At 63.0% G+C, this 15,116-nt stretch carries 14 protein-coding genes; 5 read left to right on the plus strand and 9 right to left on the minus strand.

What is annotated here, in order from left to right; all coding sequences use genetic code 11:
- Positions 1-78 precede the first annotated feature (78 nt).
- Positions 79-1,173 (plus strand): chemotaxis response regulator protein-glutamate methylesterase, encoded by a 1,095-nt coding sequence (locus tag E5678_RS12910; protein WP_136178899.1) that lies wholly within the window; start codon positions 79-81, stop codon positions 1,171-1,173.
- Between the two features lie 155 nt (positions 1,174-1,328).
- Here E5678_RS12910 and E5678_RS12915 read toward each other — a convergent pair whose 3' ends face one another.
- The 6 genes from E5678_RS12915 to E5678_RS12940 all read right to left on the minus strand — a co-directional run bounded on the left by E5678_RS12915 (position 1,329) and on the right by E5678_RS12940 (position 8,014).
- Entirely contained in the window at positions 1,329-2,003 is a 675-nt protein-coding gene (locus E5678_RS12915; protein WP_136178900.1) for a hypothetical protein, read from the minus strand.
- 184 nt (positions 2,004-2,187) lie between these two features.
- Complete coding sequence (locus E5678_RS12920; RefSeq protein ID WP_136178901.1) at positions 2,188-2,652, minus strand: universal stress protein; 465 nt, start codon at positions 2,650-2,652, stop codon at positions 2,188-2,190.
- A gap of 85 nt (positions 2,653-2,737) precedes the next feature.
- Positions 2,738-3,172 carry a response regulator gene (locus E5678_RS12925; protein ID WP_136178902.1) on the minus strand — a complete coding sequence of 145 codons (435 nt, stop codon included), beginning with the start codon at positions 3,170-3,172 and terminating at the stop codon, positions 2,738-2,740.
- Positions 3,169-5,088: a PAS domain-containing protein gene (locus E5678_RS12930; protein ID WP_168708558.1), complete on the minus strand. Its 1,920-nt coding sequence runs from the start codon at positions 5,086-5,088 to the stop codon at positions 3,169-3,171. The genes E5678_RS12925 and E5678_RS12930 overlap by 4 nt, the downstream gene beginning before the upstream one ends.
- A gap of 662 nt (positions 5,089-5,750) precedes the next feature.
- Positions 5,751-6,467, minus strand: coding sequence for a response regulator (locus tag E5678_RS12935; protein WP_210731909.1), 717 nt, complete (start codon positions 6,465-6,467; stop codon positions 5,751-5,753).
- Positions 6,464-8,014, minus strand: a complete 1,551-nt coding sequence (locus tag E5678_RS12940) for an ATP-binding protein (protein WP_136178904.1) — start codon at positions 8,012-8,014, stop codon at positions 6,464-6,466. The genes E5678_RS12935 and E5678_RS12940 overlap by 4 nt, the downstream gene beginning before the upstream one ends.
- 85 nt (positions 8,015-8,099) lie before the next feature.
- Here E5678_RS12940 and E5678_RS12945 point away from each other — a divergent pair, with 85 nt between their 5' ends.
- The 4 genes from E5678_RS12945 (at position 8,100) to E5678_RS12960 (ending at position 11,706) form a co-directional block, all read left to right on the plus strand.
- Positions 8,100-8,369, plus strand: coding sequence for a hypothetical protein (locus E5678_RS12945; protein WP_136178905.1), 270 nt, complete (start codon positions 8,100-8,102; stop codon positions 8,367-8,369).
- 52 nt (positions 8,370-8,421) lie between these two features.
- Positions 8,422-9,393, plus strand: coding sequence for a YHYH protein (locus tag E5678_RS12950; protein WP_136178906.1), 972 nt, complete (start codon positions 8,422-8,424; stop codon positions 9,391-9,393).
- Positions 9,394-9,469: 76 nt separating this feature from the next.
- The gene (locus E5678_RS12955) at positions 9,470-10,597 is read left to right on the plus strand and encodes a HupE/UreJ family protein (protein ID WP_136178907.1); all 1,128 of its coding nucleotides are present in this window, start codon (positions 9,470-9,472) and stop codon (positions 10,595-10,597) included.
- A gap of 65 nt (positions 10,598-10,662) precedes the next feature.
- On the plus strand, positions 10,663-11,706 hold the full coding sequence (locus E5678_RS12960; protein WP_136178908.1) for a YHYH protein: 1,044 nt from the start codon (positions 10,663-10,665) through the stop codon (positions 11,704-11,706).
- Positions 11,707-12,002: 296 nt separating this feature from the next.
- Here the strand turns inward: E5678_RS12960 and E5678_RS12965 are convergent, their stop codons facing one another.
- From E5678_RS12965 to E5678_RS12975, 3 genes are all read right to left on the minus strand, one after another.
- Positions 12,003-13,517: a tripartite tricarboxylate transporter permease gene (locus E5678_RS12965; protein WP_136178909.1), complete on the minus strand. Its 1,515-nt coding sequence runs from the start codon at positions 13,515-13,517 to the stop codon at positions 12,003-12,005.
- A gap of 10 nt (positions 13,518-13,527) precedes the next feature.
- Positions 13,528-13,989 carry a tripartite tricarboxylate transporter TctB family protein gene (locus E5678_RS12970; RefSeq protein WP_136178910.1) on the minus strand — a complete coding sequence of 154 codons (462 nt, stop codon included), beginning with the start codon at positions 13,987-13,989 and terminating at the stop codon, positions 13,528-13,530.
- Between the two features lie 138 nt (positions 13,990-14,127).
- Entirely contained in the window at positions 14,128-15,108 is a 981-nt protein-coding gene (locus E5678_RS12975; protein WP_136178911.1) for a tripartite tricarboxylate transporter substrate binding protein, read from the minus strand.
- Between the last annotated feature and the right edge of the window lie 8 nt (positions 15,109-15,116).

Consider the following 15,116-nt stretch of genomic DNA (forward strand, 5'->3'; position numbering starts at 1 on the left):
CACGCGGGACATCCAGAAAAGGCGTCCACGCCAGGCATGTTGAATGCGCCAAAGCGCTGAATGTTCGAAGGGATTGCAATGACAAAAAAAATCTCGGTGGTGGTGGTGGATGATTCGGCGCTGGTGCGCAGTCTGCTCACTGAAATCATCAACCGCCAACACGACATGGTCTGCGTGGGTGCAGCGGCCGACCCCTTGATCGCGCGCGAAATGATCCGGGAACTCAATCCCGACGTGATCACACTCGACGTGGAAATGCCCCGCATGGACGGCCTGGAGTTCCTTTCGCGCCTGATGCGCCTGCGGCCCATGCCGGTGGTGATGGTCTCCACCTTGACCGAACAGGGGGCGGACATCACCTTGCGTGCGCTGGAAATGGGCGCTGTGGACTATGTGGCCAAACCCCGAATTGGTGTGAGCAATGGCCTGCAAGAGCTCGCAGGCGACATCGTTGACAAGATCCGGGTGGCTTCCTGTGCCCAGGTGCGCCGGCTCGCCCCAGCGCCAGCCGCTGCAGCGGCAGGTTCACCCGCCACGCCATCACAACCCGCCCGTGCGCCCTTGCCGCGTTTGTCCACGGAAAAAATCATTTGCATCGGTTCCTCAACCGGCGGCACCGAGGCCATCCGCGAAGTGTTGACGCCCATGCCCGCCGACGCGCCGGCCATCGTCATCACCCAGCACATGCCGCCCGGCTTCACCACCAGTTTCGCCGCACGCCTCAACACGCTGTGCCGCATCCAGGTTTCCGAAGCCCAGCAAGGTCAACGCATCTTGCCGGGCCATGCCTACATCGCACCCGGCGGGCACCACCTGCGCATCGACCGCAGTGGATCCAACTATGTCGCCGTGATCGAAGACACCGAGCCCGTGAACCGGCACCGCCCCTCTGTTGAGGTGCTGTTCAAGTCTGCAGCCCATGTCCTGGGGCCCAATGCGATTGGCATCATGCTCACCGGCATGGGCGGCGACGGTGCGCAGGCCATGCGTGAAATGAAAGATGCCGGCAGCTACAACTACGTGCAAGACGAAGCCTCTTGCGTCGTCTTCGGCATGCCCCGCATGGCCATCCAGGCGGGCGCTGCCCACGAAATCCTGCCCCTCACCCAGATCGCAAACGCCGTTCTCAACCGCCTGGCCAGTTCGCCAGCAGGCGTACGCCACCGCATTTGAAGGGGCCTCCTGGCGTGACGCCGCAACCTTCGGCCGTCGGGGCTGCGACCCACGTTCGCCGTGAAGGTCTCTGAAAATTGTGGGGGCTCAGAGCGCCTTGGCATCCTCTGAAACAAACCTGCACCGGAACCAGGCGACCGGACCGCCGCAACCGATCACACCGTCTGATTCAGGCGGGTCCCGGTCTCAATAGCACCCCAGACGCTGGCGCCCTGGTCGTTGTAAGTGACCGGCTCGCTGGCGATGCGGTCTGCGAGCGGCGCGGGGGCATCTGCCGCTGGTTGGGGCGTTTGCGATCGGGTGACCACAGGCGCCCCCTCAGCGGTCACAGCCCGGGATGATCCCGGGAGCGCAACAGCTGCGTCCAGGCTCGCTCCTTGAGACACGTTCCCCACGCCCGCATCGCGTCCCAGAATCGCATCCACCACCGCCGCACTGGCTTTCCACACGGTGGACAACACCTCTTGCAGCTGCGGTTGCTGTGCGGCCTTTTCTTCGGCCTGCACCTGCGCCTCTCGAGCCTGCTTTTGAGCCAGCGCCGCATCAGCCACCGAGCTTGTTTCACCTCGCTGACCCCCTTCGGGCTGCTCCCGCGGCAGTATGGGTGCAGCCATGGCTTGCGGCATGACCTTGTCTGTGGACGCACGTCTGTCCTGGGGGGTGTCTGGCGCGGTGCCAGCTCGGCCTTCGCGCCCGGATCCGAAGCCAGACGCCTGATCGCGGGTTTGGCTCTGCACGGGCGCAACAGCACCCACCGGCGTGACAGGCGACACCGCGGGCGAAGGAGACAAAGGCCAATGAACCGGCTGACTGGTTGTAACGCTCAACATGACAAACCCCTTAAAACGGGAGCAACGGAAGCTGACATCTCCGCTGTTCTAAAGGATTGATCGGCCTTTGAAGCCCAGACTTGAGGGGTTTTTACCCCCCAATTCTGAAAATCATTCAAAAAGCACCGTATCGGCGCCATCGGAAACACCAGGCCCGCTCACTGAAGGCGGTCTGGAAGTCACCTCACTCGCTCTCGCCTTCGTCAGTGGTGTCTTCGTCATCGGGCACCCTCACGAGGGTCACGGGCACCGGCGAGTGCTGCACCATGGCCTGCGACACGGCGCCCATCACCGCCGCCCGCAAGCCGCCGCCGCGCGTGCTCATGATCACGGCTTCACACCCGTGGCGCTCAATGATGTCCACCAGCACATGCGCCGGGTCCCCACTGCCCACTTCTTGCTCTACCGGCACACCCGCAGCCTTCAGGCGCTGCACCGCACTGCGCATCAGGTCGTTCCCAGCACCGGTGCTGACTTCTTGCAGCACCGCTGGATCGTGGGCGACCACCATCTCATACAGGTTGGCGCCTTCTTGCACATTGGCGACCAGAAAGCGGGCCTTGAGCCCAGCCTCCACTAGGCGCACCGCGTGCTGCACGGCCAGCAAGGCCTGCTCGGAGCCATCAACGGGAATGAGAATTTTGATCATGGTTTTGTTTTCCTTGTTCTGATTGGTCTGATTTATGGGGCAACAGTGGCACCTGTGAGCACCCAGATCCTGGCATCAACGATGCTCATGGGTTGGGTCGTTCATTGAGTACACACCAGTAAAGCTCAATCTGGTCCGCCACTTCCATGAATTTGCTGAAGCTCACCGGCTTCTCAATATAAGAATTCACACCCAGATCGTAAGCCTCTTTGAGATCGCGGTCTTCGCGAGACGATGTGAGGATCACCACGGGGATGCGCCGAAACTGCGCGTGTGCCTTGAGCGCGCGCAACACCTCGAGCCCATTGATTTTTGGCAGATTGATGTCCAGCAGGATCACCGCGGGCCAGGGCTCTCCCGCCGCCCACCGGTCCATGAATGCCAGGGCTTCTTCGCCATCACGGGCCACCTGGATGTCGTTGGCGAACCTCTTTTTCCGAAACGCACGCAACGATAGATCCAGATCGACTGGATTGTCTTCCACCAGAAGAATGGGGGGCAACACTGGCGAGCTGGTCATGCGGAAAACTCCAGGAAAAAGGTCGCACCGTGTCCCGGCTCGCTTTCGGCCCAGACCCGCCCCCCCATGCGCTGCACGGCCTTGGCCACCAGTGCAAGCCCCACGCCGGTGCCTGGAAATTCTTCGCTCCGGTGCAGGCGCTGGAAAATGCCGAAGATGCGATCGTGGTATTTCATGTCAAAGCCCACGCCGTTGTCACGCACCCAGATCCGGATGTGTTCATCCTCACGACCCGCCCCGACCTCCACGCTGGGGTGCTCGCTGGCCGCGCAGAACTTGATCGCGTTTCCAATCAGGTTGCGCAGCACCAGCGCCATGCCATCGGCGTCAACGGCCAGGTTCAACGAACCCACATCCACGCGAACGGCCACACTGGCGGCCTCAATATCGAGCTGGTAACCCGCCACCACTTTGTCCACCAAGGGTCGCAATGCCTGGGACTGCGCACTCATGGCCCGGCGCTCCAGATGCGCGTAGTCGAGCAGGTCGGCGATCAGTTCGCCCATCTGCTCAACACCGCTCCGAATGCGAGCGACAAATTGCTGCCCTTCCGCGTCCAGCTGCTCGCCGTACTCTTCCATCAGCAACTGGCTGTAGCCATCGATGCCGCGCAACGGTGCTTTCAAATCGTGAGACACGGTGTAGGTGAACGCCTCCAGCTCCTGATTGGCGATCCGCAATTCCTCGGTTCGCTGGCTCACGCGGTGCTCCAGCTCCTGATTCAAGGCCTTCAAACGCGCTTCGGCGTGCACCGTCGCGGTGATGTCTTGTAGCGTGCCGATGTGAAGCGGCTTGAGCCCCTGCGCCTGGCGATCGATCGTGCGCACCGTGCGGCCCAGCCATCGCATGGGGCCCAACGCCGGGTCGGTGCGAAACACCAGCTCGCCCACAGGCAATCCGGCACGGTTGCGGGCCATGTCCGCGGCGACCAGTGCGCGGTCTTCCGGGTGCAACTGCGCCAGGTAGACCTCGTCCGTGGGCAATTGATCTGCGGGCTCCAGACCGATGTTGCGGAACAGCTGGGCCGAAATGCGCGTCTGCCCCGTTTCGCTGTCACCCGACCAGCTGCCCAGCTGGACCAGGGCTTCCGCCTGCTCCAGCATGGCCTTGTAATCCTGGGCCTGGGCTTCGGCGTCCAGGCGCTCGGTGACGTCCTGGACCGTGGTGAACATGTGCTTCAACCGACCATCCGCATGCTTCACCGCACGCACCGATATATCGGTGTGTACCGCTGAGCCATCGGGCCGCAAAAACCGTTTGCGCATGGTGTAGGCATTGGATGCGCCGCTCACCATGCCTTCAAAGAGGGCCACGTTGGCCTGCAGATCGTCGGGATGGGTGATGTCAGACCAGCTGGACTGCAACAGGGTCTCCCGGGGGTATCCCAGGATTTTGCACAAACGGTCGTTGACGTGCAGCCAGCGCTTGTCGGCTGGCGAACTGATGGCCATGCCAATGAAGGGCAGATCGTAGAACAGGCGCAACAGCTCGGTCTGTTCGACATGCGCGGCCTCTGCCTCTTTCTGATCGGTGATGTCCAGCAAGATGCCACTCAAGCCCACCACCTCGCCCTGCGCATTGCGCTCCAGGTTGGTGCGGTCGTCGATCCAGGCCCAGTGGCCGTCGGCTCGGCGCAAGCGGTATTCCTGACGGTATTCGTCTGGCCCCATCGCAAAACGGTTGGCAGCTTCTTTGTTGACGCGGGGCTCATCGTCTGGGTGGATGAGGTCGTTGTACCGGAAACGGCCTTCGGTAAAGTCCCCGGGCGAATAGCCCCATTGCGCCACCCGCGCCCCGACAAACATCACCGGCCAACCCGGTGCATTGCGCCACTCGATCACGACCAGTGACGATCGATTGACCAATTGAGTCAGCCGATCCAGGTGGGCCTGACTGGCTTGCAGGCGTTCAGCCATGTGGTCAGCGTCATGGCTTTGGTGGCCCGGCCCATCCCGTCCGGCGGGCTGTGCACCGGTATTCGCTGGCTCCGACCCGATGGCGGACACGCTACGGGTCGCATGGCTTTCGCGCCCGTTCATCGCAGCTCCCGGGTTGGCGCCATGGGAGGCAAGCACTCGAGATGCAGGCCAAAAGTCCGAAAAAATGGCGTTCCAGCCGCAAGGCCAGACTCAGGCGGATCCACAACGATGCTGCGGCGTTTCCATACCGCCCTGGCGCGCTCGGGTGCGCGCAGAAACCCGGTCGACCCCCCATTGGACATGCATACCTTTCTCATGGAACCGAATTTCACGACGCCCGCACTTGCTTTCGATCAACCAACGCAACACATGCGCACAACTTGATGGGTACCTTCCGGTTTCTACCCTTCGCTGCAGCGCGCATGAAAAATGCTCGGGAGCAACGCCCCCTGCTGCCATTGTGTCCGAATTGGGGCCGCCTTTTCGCATCGCCCGCGAAAGTTGAGTGTGCGGGTGTGAATCCCAAGGAAAACGCATCGGGTGGCTGCCCCAGAGACCGACCACCGGCATGACTTGCATGGGAAATCCGGATGCGCCTGGCAACCATGGGGCCACCGAGAGGCGGGTCAGAACCGGCAGGAAAACGCCGCGGCCAAGCGCTACAACACGGGGAGCCCTTGGCCAGAGGCGACCGGTGCGTCAAAGCGATAGCCCACGCCATACACCGACACGATGCCATCAAAAGACGAATCCACCGCCTGCACTTTTCGGCGCAGGTTCTTCACATGGCTGTCCACGGCGCGGTCGCTCACGTCCCGCTCATCGGCATGCAACGTATCGAGCAATTGGGAGCGCGAGAAGACGCGCCCCGGGCGGCCGAGCAGCAGGCGAAACATGCGGAACTCCAGCAAGGTCAGACCCAGCGTGTGGCCGCGCCAGTCCACCCTCAGCTTCTCATCGTCCACGACCCAGAGTGCAGGCTGCCGGTTCAACCGGCCTTGCGAACGGCGCAACAAGGCCTGTACCCGAGCCATCACTTCGCGGGGGCTGAAAGGCTTGCAAACATAGTCATCGGCGCCGGTTTCCAGCCCCAGCAAACGGTCCAGCTCGTCGATCCGCGCGGTGAGCATGATGATGGGCACGTCGGAAAACGTGCGGATCGAACGGCACACCTCGACACCATCGAGCCCGGGCAGCATCACATCGAGCACCACCAGAGACGGCCGGCAAGCCGTCACCTGCTGCAGGGCCGCCGCCCCATCCGCCAACACGAGCGACTCCAGCCCTTCCCGCTTCAGGTAATCCTGTAACAGGCGGGCGATCTTGGGGTCGTCCTCCACCACCAGGACATAAGCGTCGGGTGTCACATGAATCATGATGATCGCTCCGGTTGTGCAGGCAGGGACACCTGCAATTGCATGCCGCCCAGCGGCGAGGGCTTCGCCGTGATCCGTCCGCCATGCGCCTTGGCAATGGCCGCGCAGATGGCCAGGCCGAGCCCACTGCCACCATTGTGACGGCTGCGTGCGCTGTCGGCCCGGTACAGGGGGTCGAACAGCCGGGCCAGATCGGCTGGCGCCACGCCCGGTGCACTGTCATCCAGGCGGATGTGGACCACGCCATCGCTTGCCCACAACCGCACCTCGACCCGACCGGGGGCATCGGTGTAGCGCAAACTGTTGTGCAGCAGGTTGCTCAACAACTGTGCCATTCGAGCGGTATCCCAGCACACGGCAATGGCTTCCTCGGCCGGATCCACCCAGGCCAGTTGCAACCCGGCTTCCTCCATCAGGCGTTCATGCCGCTTGAGGATTTGTTGCACGAGCTGAACGGCGTCTTCCGGCGCAAAGTTGCACGACAAGGCTTGAAGATCGGCCATGGCCAGGAGGTGCAGGTCTTCAACCAGGAGCCCCAGGCGCAGCACATCTTCTTTCAGCGAGATCACCGCGGCCAGATCCAGCGGGCGCACACCGTCTTCCATCGCCTCCAGTTCGCCGCGCAGCACTGTCAGCGGTGTTCTGAGTTCGTGGGACAGATCGGCGAGCCAGCGACGGCGCGAACCTTCCATGCGTTGCAGGCTTTCGGCCATGGTGTTGACATTGCGCACCACATCGCCAATTTCATCACTGCGGTCCACCGGTATGCGCACCGCCAACTCGCCTTGGGCAATGCGGGCGGTCGCGTGCTGCACCGCCACCAACGGGCGCGCCCACTGCCGCGCGAGCCAGGCGGCAACACCCAATGCCAGCAGCAGCAGGACCGATGCCACCACCGCGATGCCGGTGTACTGGGTGCGTAAAAACTGCGATTCCTGGGCCTCGGGCGCCCGTTGCCGAGGCCGGAACCGGACCCACACCCGGACCACGCCATCGACCCGCACTGGGCGCTCCACCACGCCGGGTTCATCGCGCTCGATGCGCGGGCCAACCCAGTGATCGCCATTGGGACGGACCAGCGCCACGCGCGAGCCGAACGCCTCGCTGGAGCCCGGTGGTGGACCAGAACGGGGGGGCAACAAACCACTCCCCTCAGGGGGTGAAAAACCGGGACGCCGGGGCAACATGCCCTCGCTGTCCGGAGGTGGTGAATCCTGCCCAGCGTCGCTGGGCTTGGCCACCGAGCCCTCTTCTTCGGCCAGGGTGCGCAGCAGTGCCCGCATGTCGGGTGCGTTGAATGGAGCGGAAGCATCCGACGCCACCTGAGCGGACAGGCGGGAAGTCACCAGAGCGGTGAATCTGTCCAGCCGCTCGAGATCACGGGTTTGCAGATAGGCGCTGAAACCTTCACGAAGGTGCCAGGCGGTGAGACCGCCCATCGACAAGACACTCAACGCCACAGCCCCGAGCAACCAGAAAGAAAGTGTGTAAGCAATACGGGCGCGCATGAGGGTAAGGAGTGTGCCGGCCAATTGTGGAGGAGCCATGGAGGCATCCCCGCACTTCTTCCATATTCTCACCCCAAGATCTGGATTCCCTGGGCACACGCCCAACAACCCGAGACCTTCTGTCATGAACGTACCCACACTCCTCCGCTCGACCCGCCAATGGGTTGCCCCCCTGTTGATCGCCTTGAGCGCCACCGGCGCATGGGCTCAAGGCCAGCCAAAGGACGGCCCTCCCGGCGGCGGCGAAGGTCGTCCCCCAGCCGAAGCGATGGCAGCGTGCAAATCGGCTCAGTCGGGCGGCTCTTGCACCTTCTCCGGCAAGCAGGGCACTGTGACGGGTACGTGCGGCGGACCCGAAGGCAAGCCCCTGGCTTGTATTCCGGCGTCCAAATAACAGCACCACTGGTGCCGTCGGTGCCACCGCAGCCCCTTCTGAGACACATTCCATGAAAATTTCAGCCCCTTCAAACCAGGCACCCAGAACGTGGCGCCAGCAAGCGGCGCTGCTCGCGGTGGTGGCCCCCGCCCTCGCGGCGTCCCTCGTCGCCTGTGGCGGCGGCAGCGACAGCACCACCACAGCGGGCGCAAGCTACGACACCGCCGGTGTGCAGTGTGGCTACAGTTACAGCGGCTACAACAGCTCCGCGTCGGTACAAAAAACCAGCACCGCCAGCTGGACCTGCTCCAGCACAACGCGCACGCTTGCGGCCAACGGCATTCCCGACCACACGGTGGGCACCTTTCCCAACTCGGACAACCCCAACACCATCAGCGCCCAGTCGGTTTCGGCCAGCTACACGCTGACCCCCGTCGTCAGTTCGGCCAGCACAACCCTCGGCGGCCCCCGCGGCGCCACGGGCTACATCCTCAACGGCATCAAGATCGACGCCGGCACCAACGGCACCTGTGACGACAGCGGCTCCAATTGCGATCTGGGCAATGGTGGCACCGGCCAATGGCGCGTTGAAGCCCTGGGCCAGAGCTCGTTCAAATTCGGCACCGACAGCAACAATGCCCACGTCCAGCCAGACGGGGCCTACCACTACCACGGCATGCCCGAAGGCTTTGTGAGCTTGCAAGGCAAGGGGTCCGCCATGACCCTGGTCGGCTGGGCCGCCGATGGCTTCCCGATTTACGCGCGCTACGGTTACAGCGATCCGGAAGACGCCACCTCGGCGATCAGGGTCATGCAAGGCAGCTATGCGCTCAAGAGCACGCCAGACACCAGCCGCCCGTCCACAGCGCTCTACCCCATGGGTGCGTTCACCCAGGACTACGCCTACGTGGAAGGCCAGGGCGATCTGGACGAATGCAACGGCCGCACCGGCGTCACCCCCGAGTTCCCACAAGGCACCTACCACTACTTTGCGACGGACAGCTATCCGTTTCTGCAGCGCTGTGTGAAAGGCTCGGTGTAAGCGCGCTCGCGCCCCACACCCCGCCATCCCGCCCCTCGACCACCCCCGTGGCGGGGGTTTGCATGTTGACCCCACTATGAACGCACCCCAAAACCGCCGAAGCATCGTCGCAGGCCTGATGGTTCTGCTGCTCTGGCTGGCCTGTCTGCCCCAGGCCCAGGCCCACCTGATGGTGGCCCAGCGCGGCACGATCAACATCGTGAACGATGGCGCCTTCATGGTTTTGTCGTTGCCGGTGACCGCATTCAAAGGTGTCGATGACGACGCCGATGGCGCCATGAGCCCATCCGAGCTGTCGCGCCATGGCACACGCATCGAACAGCAGATCCAGCTGGGTGCACAGCTGCTCGCCAACGAAAAGCCCTTGCCCCTGCAAGGCGTCATGGTGCAACTGTCCCACACGGACGAGGCCGAATCCGCCGCCGCTTCACAGCTCATCGTGCTGGGTCGATTCCAGCTTCCAGAGGCGACACCCAACCTGCGCTTCCGACTGCGCCTGTTCGGTACAGGTGCCGACGAGCAGTCCCAAGCCATCACGGTGAGCCAGGGCGACTCCGCGCAGCGCATGGTGCTCTCGGTACAACATGAAGTGGGCGAGGTGCTGCCCTCGGGCTGGAGCACCTTCGCTCAATACATTCAAGAGGGCATGAACCATGTGCTGGGCGGCTGGGATCACCTGCTGTTCCTGGTGGTGGTGATCGCGTCCGGATGGCGCCTGCGGGCCATCGCCCTGGCGCTCACCGCCTTCACCGTCGGGCACGCCATCACCCTGCTTGCGGTGGCGTTTGGCCAGGTTTCGGTGTCACCCGCTCTGGTGGAACCCGCCATCGCGGCGACCATTGTGGCCATGGCGGTATTTGACCGCTGGAACGACCACCGCATTAGAGCCGGCCGCAAGGCGTGGCCAGAGGGCCTGCGCCTGGGGCTGATCTTCGGCTGCGCCATGATCCACGGCCTCGGCCTGGCCAGCGCCCTGGTCGACCTGGGCCTGGACAGCACACACCGCCTGTGGAGTCTGGCTGGCTTCAATGTCGGCATCGAAGCGGCCCAGCTGCTGGTCGCAGGTGGTTGTGGCTTGTTGCTGTGGGCGTGGCAGCGCTCCGGCGGAGCTGCTCTCATCGTGCCGGCGCAGCGCCTGGCTTCGCTGGCCGCTGCGCTGGCGGGCGTGGTCTGGTTCTTCGAACGCGTGGCCATCCTGGCCTGAGCACGCCAACGGCGCAACGCGCGCGCCCGTTTCTTTCCCCGTTTTTACTGATCCGAAAGCAATCCATGTTGAACATCCCCTTTCCGCGTTTGGCCGTGAGCGGCTGCGTTCTGTTGCTGGCCGCCTGTGTGAACCGAAACGGCCAGGAGGTCACACAAGGTGCCGACGCAACGCCCACCGCCGGCGTGGCCTGCGAATGGAACCAGTCCATCAAGAACGACTCGCCGTCTGTCCGGGCCACCAGCAAGGCACACTGGTCTTGCACCGGCACGGAACGCCGCCTGAGCGCCAACGGTTTGCCCGATCACGCTGCGGGCACTTTCCCCAACCCGGACAACCCCAACACCATCAGCGCACAGGACATCGCCGCCACCTTCACGCTGGCGCCCGTCAAAACCCAAGCGGCCACCCGCCTCGGCGGCCCCCGGGGGGTGATCGGCTTTGTGCTCAACGGCGTGAAGATCGACGCCGGGACCAACGGCGGATGCAACGACGCGGGCTCCGAATGCGACCAGGGGCGGCCCAGCGGCCAGTGGCGCATGGAGGCCTTGGGCATCACCAACTTCCGCTTTGGCACCGACAGCAACAACGCCCACGTACAACCCAACGGTGAGTACCACTACCACGGCATGCCCGAGGGTTTCATCGCGTTGCAAAACAAGGGCCAGGCCATGACCCTGATCGGCTGGGCCGCCGACGGCTTCCCGATCTATGCGCGTTGGGGCTACAGCTCAGCCACCGATGCCGCGTCTCCAACCCGTGCGATGCAGGGCAGCTATGGCATCAAGTCGCAGCCCGACGCCTCGCGCCCTCCGGTGTCGACTTTTCCGATGGGCACGTTCATGCAGGACTACGAATACGTTGAGGGTCTGGGCGATCTCGACGAATGCAACGGGCGCACCGGCGTCACACCCGAATTCCCCCAAGGGATCTATCACTACTTTGCGACCGACAGCTATCCGTACCTTCAACGTTGCGTCAAAGGTGCGCTGACGGTGTCGGAACGGCCTCGCGGTGGCCCACCGCCACAAGGCCGAAATCAACAAGGCCTTACCGATCCGATGGCACCGACACCACGGACAAGCCGTTCGGTCGCCCCGCTGGTCTGAACAACTGCCCGCCCCAGCAGGCTTCATTTTTGGTGGAATACGCGGGTCTCTGCCAGCGATAGCCCGAGAGGATGGGCACGCGACAGTCCCACCCGAACCTGGTGCGTTCTGGGTGCGCTGACAAATGAGGGCCACTCAGCCATTTCCAGGCTGGCGTGGCTGGCCTTGCGTTCTGATCCGCCAAGGTCTTCTCCAGGCCCTCGAGGTACGCACGGACCAGAGACGCAGCCACATCAATCCAAAAAAATGGGTTGGCGGATCCTTGATCCGCCAACCCTCAAACTCCACTCGACATCTCAATCTTCTTCGGCAAATGCCTCTTCTCTTTTGCGCTTGATCGAAGGCAAGGACACCACGGCCACCAGGGCTGCGGCCGCCAACAGCAGTCCCAGGGAAATCGGCCGAGTCGCAAACGTGCTCCAGTCGCCTCGGGCGAGCAACAAGGCACGCCGCAGGTTTTCTTCCATCATCGGCCCCAGAATGAAACCCAGCAGCAAGGGCGCGGGTTCGCAGTCCAGCTTGTAAAAAATGAACCCCACCAGGGCGAATCCGGCCGCGACAAAAATGTCCCAGTTGTTGTTGTTCAAGGTGTACAGCCCAATGGCGCAAAAAACCACGATAGCCGGGAACAGGAACCGGTATGGCACGGTCAGCAGCTTGATCCAGAGCCCGATCAAGGGCAGGTTCAACACGATCAACATGGCGTTGCCGATCCACATCGAAGCGATCAAGCCCCAGAACAGCTCGGGGTTGCTCGTCATAACCTGAGGACCCGGCTGGATGCCCTTGATGGTCATGGCACCGATCATCAAGGCCATGACGGCATTGGACGGAATGCCCAAGGTCAACATGGGAATGAACGAGGTTTGTGAGCCTGCGTTATTGGCGCTCTCAGGGCCAGCCACGCCTTGAATGGCCCCCTGGCCAAACGGCACACGGGGGTTTCGAACCAGCTTCTTTTCCAGCGAATAGCTCGCAAATGAAGAGAGCAAGGCACCGCCGCCGGGCAACACGCCCAACACCGAGCCCAGGGCCGTTCCACGCAGTACAGACGGAAAGGCGTCCTTGAAGTCTTCCTTGGTGGGCCACAGGCCTTTGACGTCTTTGGTGAACACCTCCCGCTCTTCCGCCGGCTGGCTGAGGTTGCGGATGATCTCGGCGAATCCGAACACGCCCATGGCGATGGCCACAAAATCAAGGCCGTCGGTCAGCTCGGGGATGTCAAAGCTGTAGCGTGCCACGCCCGACATCACATCGGTGTTGATCTGACCCAGCAACAGACCCAGCAGGATCATGGCGATGGCCTTCAGGAGCGATCCGGAAGCCAGCACCACGGCACCCACCAGGCCCAGCACCATCAAGGAGAAGTACTCGGCAGGGCCAAACTTGAAGGCGAGCTCAATCAGCGGCGGAGCGAAAGCGGCGATGACCAGCGTGGCCACGCACCCTGCAAAGAAGGACCCCAGCCCGGCAACCGCCAGAGCCGCGCCCGCACGCCCCTTTCGGGCCATCTGATAACCATCAATGGCCGTGACCACCGACGACGTTTCCCCCGGCAGGTTGATCAAAATGGCGGTGGTGGAGCCGCCGTATTGCGCGCCGTAGTAGATCCCCGACAACATGATGAGTGCAGGGGTTGCGTCCAGCGCATAAACGCTGGGCAGCAACATGGCGATGGTGGACAAAGGCCCGAGCCCCGGCAGCACGCCAATCAAGGTGCCGAGGAAGACCCCGACCAGCGCATAAAGAACGTTCTCCAGTGACAGAGCGACCGACAGGCCCAGTCCCAGGTTGTTGATAAGGTCTTGCATGACGATGACTTCAGGTGAGGAAACGGGGCCACAAAGGAATGATGAGGTTCAACCCCATCACAAACACTGCCCAGCTACCCAACGTGAGCACGGTGGCATTCAGCAAGACATCGCGAAGGCGAAACTCGTCCCCTGCCAGCGCGGTCGTGAACACCAGCAGCGGAAGTGCCACAAACAGGCCAAGGCTCGGCAAGGTGAACCCAAACAACACGACCGAACCGATGACCACGAGCAAGGGTCTCCAGGCCACGCGCTCAATGTCACCAGAGCTGTCGGACCGGTAGACCAGGGATTTCAGCAAGATAACCAGACCCAGCACCGCGGTCAGGATGCCCAGGCCAAAAGGAAAGGACCCTGGCCCTGGCCGCACCTCGTTGCCAAAGCTGTAGTTCGTCGCACCCCAGGCGAAGCCCACGCCCACAGCCAAGAACATGACGCCGGACCAGAAGTCTTTTTGGTGGCCGATTCGCATACGCTGTCTCCATCTGAATGGCCTCAGGCACTCGCGCGCAGCGAAGCCTGCGCCTGACCGTGTCAGGCACCGAGCCTTGTTTACTCAAAAGAAGTCCACAGGGCGCGGAGCCCGCCACCGTGTGCCTTCAACGCGCCATCACCGCCCGATAGCAGCACCCAGGCTGGTGATCACGGGCTTCCACTTGGCCGCTTCGGCCTTCACGTAGGCACCCGCGGCCACATCACCAATGTGCAGATCGGCGAACATGCCCTGCTCTTCCAGGCTGGCATTCATTGCGGGCGCGCCCATGACCGCCGTGGTGGCGTCTGCCAACGCCTTCATGATGGGTGCGGGCAGGTTGCGGGGCACCGCGACCACGTTCCACAGCATCGCTTCAAAGGGCGCCGACATCTCCGCCGATTCGGCGATGGTCATGACGTCTGGCGCCATGGACAGACGCTTGGCGGTGGCCACACCCACGATGCGCAGCTTGCCGCTGCGGTGCAGGGGCAACAAGCCTCCCAAGGTGCCGACGGCCATGTCGATCTGGCCACCCATCAGGTCTTGCAGCGCGGGGCCTGTGCCCTTGTAGGGAATGTGTGTGATGTCGGCGCCAGTCATCTGTTTGAAACGTTCGGTGGCCACGTGCAGCAGCGTGCCGGTGCCGGGCGAACCGTAGTTCAGCTTGCCCGGCTTTTCCTTGGCCAGGGCCACAAGGCCTTTGAGCGTCTTGGGCATGGCAGGCGAGACCGCCAGGGCCACCGGCGCGCCGCCCAGCACACCCACATAGTCAAAATCGTCCGTGGCGCTGTAGCGCGGGTTGGGCTCGATCAGGTTGTAGAGCGCATGCGTCGAAGCCGTGGCGAACAACAGGGTATAGCCATCGGCTGCACTGTTCTTCACATCCAGGCTGCCAATCGCGCCCGATGCACCCGCTTTGTTCTCAACCACCACGGTCTGGCCGAGTTGTTTGCCGAGCGCGTCAGCATACAAGCGGGCAAAGCTGTCGGTGGGTCCGCCAGGCGGGAAAGGAACCACCATGCGCACGGTGCGCGACGGGTAGGCTTGGGCTTGCGCAGGCAACCAGGTGAATAGGGTTGTCGCACCGGCGGCTTGGATGAAATGGCGTCTTTGCATGGTTTGCT

Origin of the sequence: Hydrogenophaga sp. PAMC20947, assembly GCF_004795855.1 — a bacterium.
In the GTDB taxonomy this organism is placed as follows: domain Bacteria; phylum Pseudomonadota; class Gammaproteobacteria; order Burkholderiales; family Burkholderiaceae_C; genus Hydrogenophaga.

Bases quoted from the DNA above. Each gene is read 5' to 3' on its own strand.
- E5678_RS12910 (WP_136178899.1), top strand. From the start codon at position 79: ATGACAAAAAAAATCTCGGTGGTGGTGGTGGATGATTCGGCGCTGGTG.
- E5678_RS12915 (WP_136178900.1), bottom strand. From the start codon at position 2,003: ATGTTGAGCGTTACAACCAGTCAGCCGGTTCATTGGCCTTTGTCTCCT.
- E5678_RS12920 (WP_136178901.1), bottom strand. From the start codon at position 2,652: ATGATCAAAATTCTCATTCCCGTTGATGGCTCCGAGCAGGCCTTGCTG.
- E5678_RS12925 (WP_136178902.1), bottom strand. From the start codon at position 3,172: ATGACCAGCTCGCCAGTGTTGCCCCCCATTCTTCTGGTGGAAGACAAT.
- E5678_RS12930 (WP_168708558.1), bottom strand. From the start codon at position 5,088: ATGGCTGAACGCCTGCAAGCCAGTCAGGCCCACCTGGATCGGCTGACT.
- E5678_RS12935 (WP_210731909.1), bottom strand. From the start codon at position 6,467: ATGATTCATGTGACACCCGACGCTTATGTCCTGGTGGTGGAGGACGAC.
- E5678_RS12940 (WP_136178904.1), bottom strand. From the start codon at position 8,014: ATGGCTCCTCCACAATTGGCCGGCACACTCCTTACCCTCATGCGCGCC.
- E5678_RS12945 (WP_136178905.1), top strand. From the start codon at position 8,100: ATGAACGTACCCACACTCCTCCGCTCGACCCGCCAATGGGTTGCCCCC.
- E5678_RS12950 (WP_136178906.1), top strand. From the start codon at position 8,422: ATGAAAATTTCAGCCCCTTCAAACCAGGCACCCAGAACGTGGCGCCAG.
- E5678_RS12955 (WP_136178907.1), top strand. From the start codon at position 9,470: ATGAACGCACCCCAAAACCGCCGAAGCATCGTCGCAGGCCTGATGGTT.
- E5678_RS12960 (WP_136178908.1), top strand. From the start codon at position 10,663: ATGTTGAACATCCCCTTTCCGCGTTTGGCCGTGAGCGGCTGCGTTCTG.
- E5678_RS12965 (WP_136178909.1), bottom strand. From the start codon at position 13,517: ATGCAAGACCTTATCAACAACCTGGGACTGGGCCTGTCGGTCGCTCTG.
- E5678_RS12970 (WP_136178910.1), bottom strand. From the start codon at position 13,989: ATGCGAATCGGCCACCAAAAAGACTTCTGGTCCGGCGTCATGTTCTTG.
- E5678_RS12975 (WP_136178911.1), bottom strand. From the start codon at position 15,108: ATGCAAAGACGCCATTTCATCCAAGCCGCCGGTGCGACAACCCTATTC.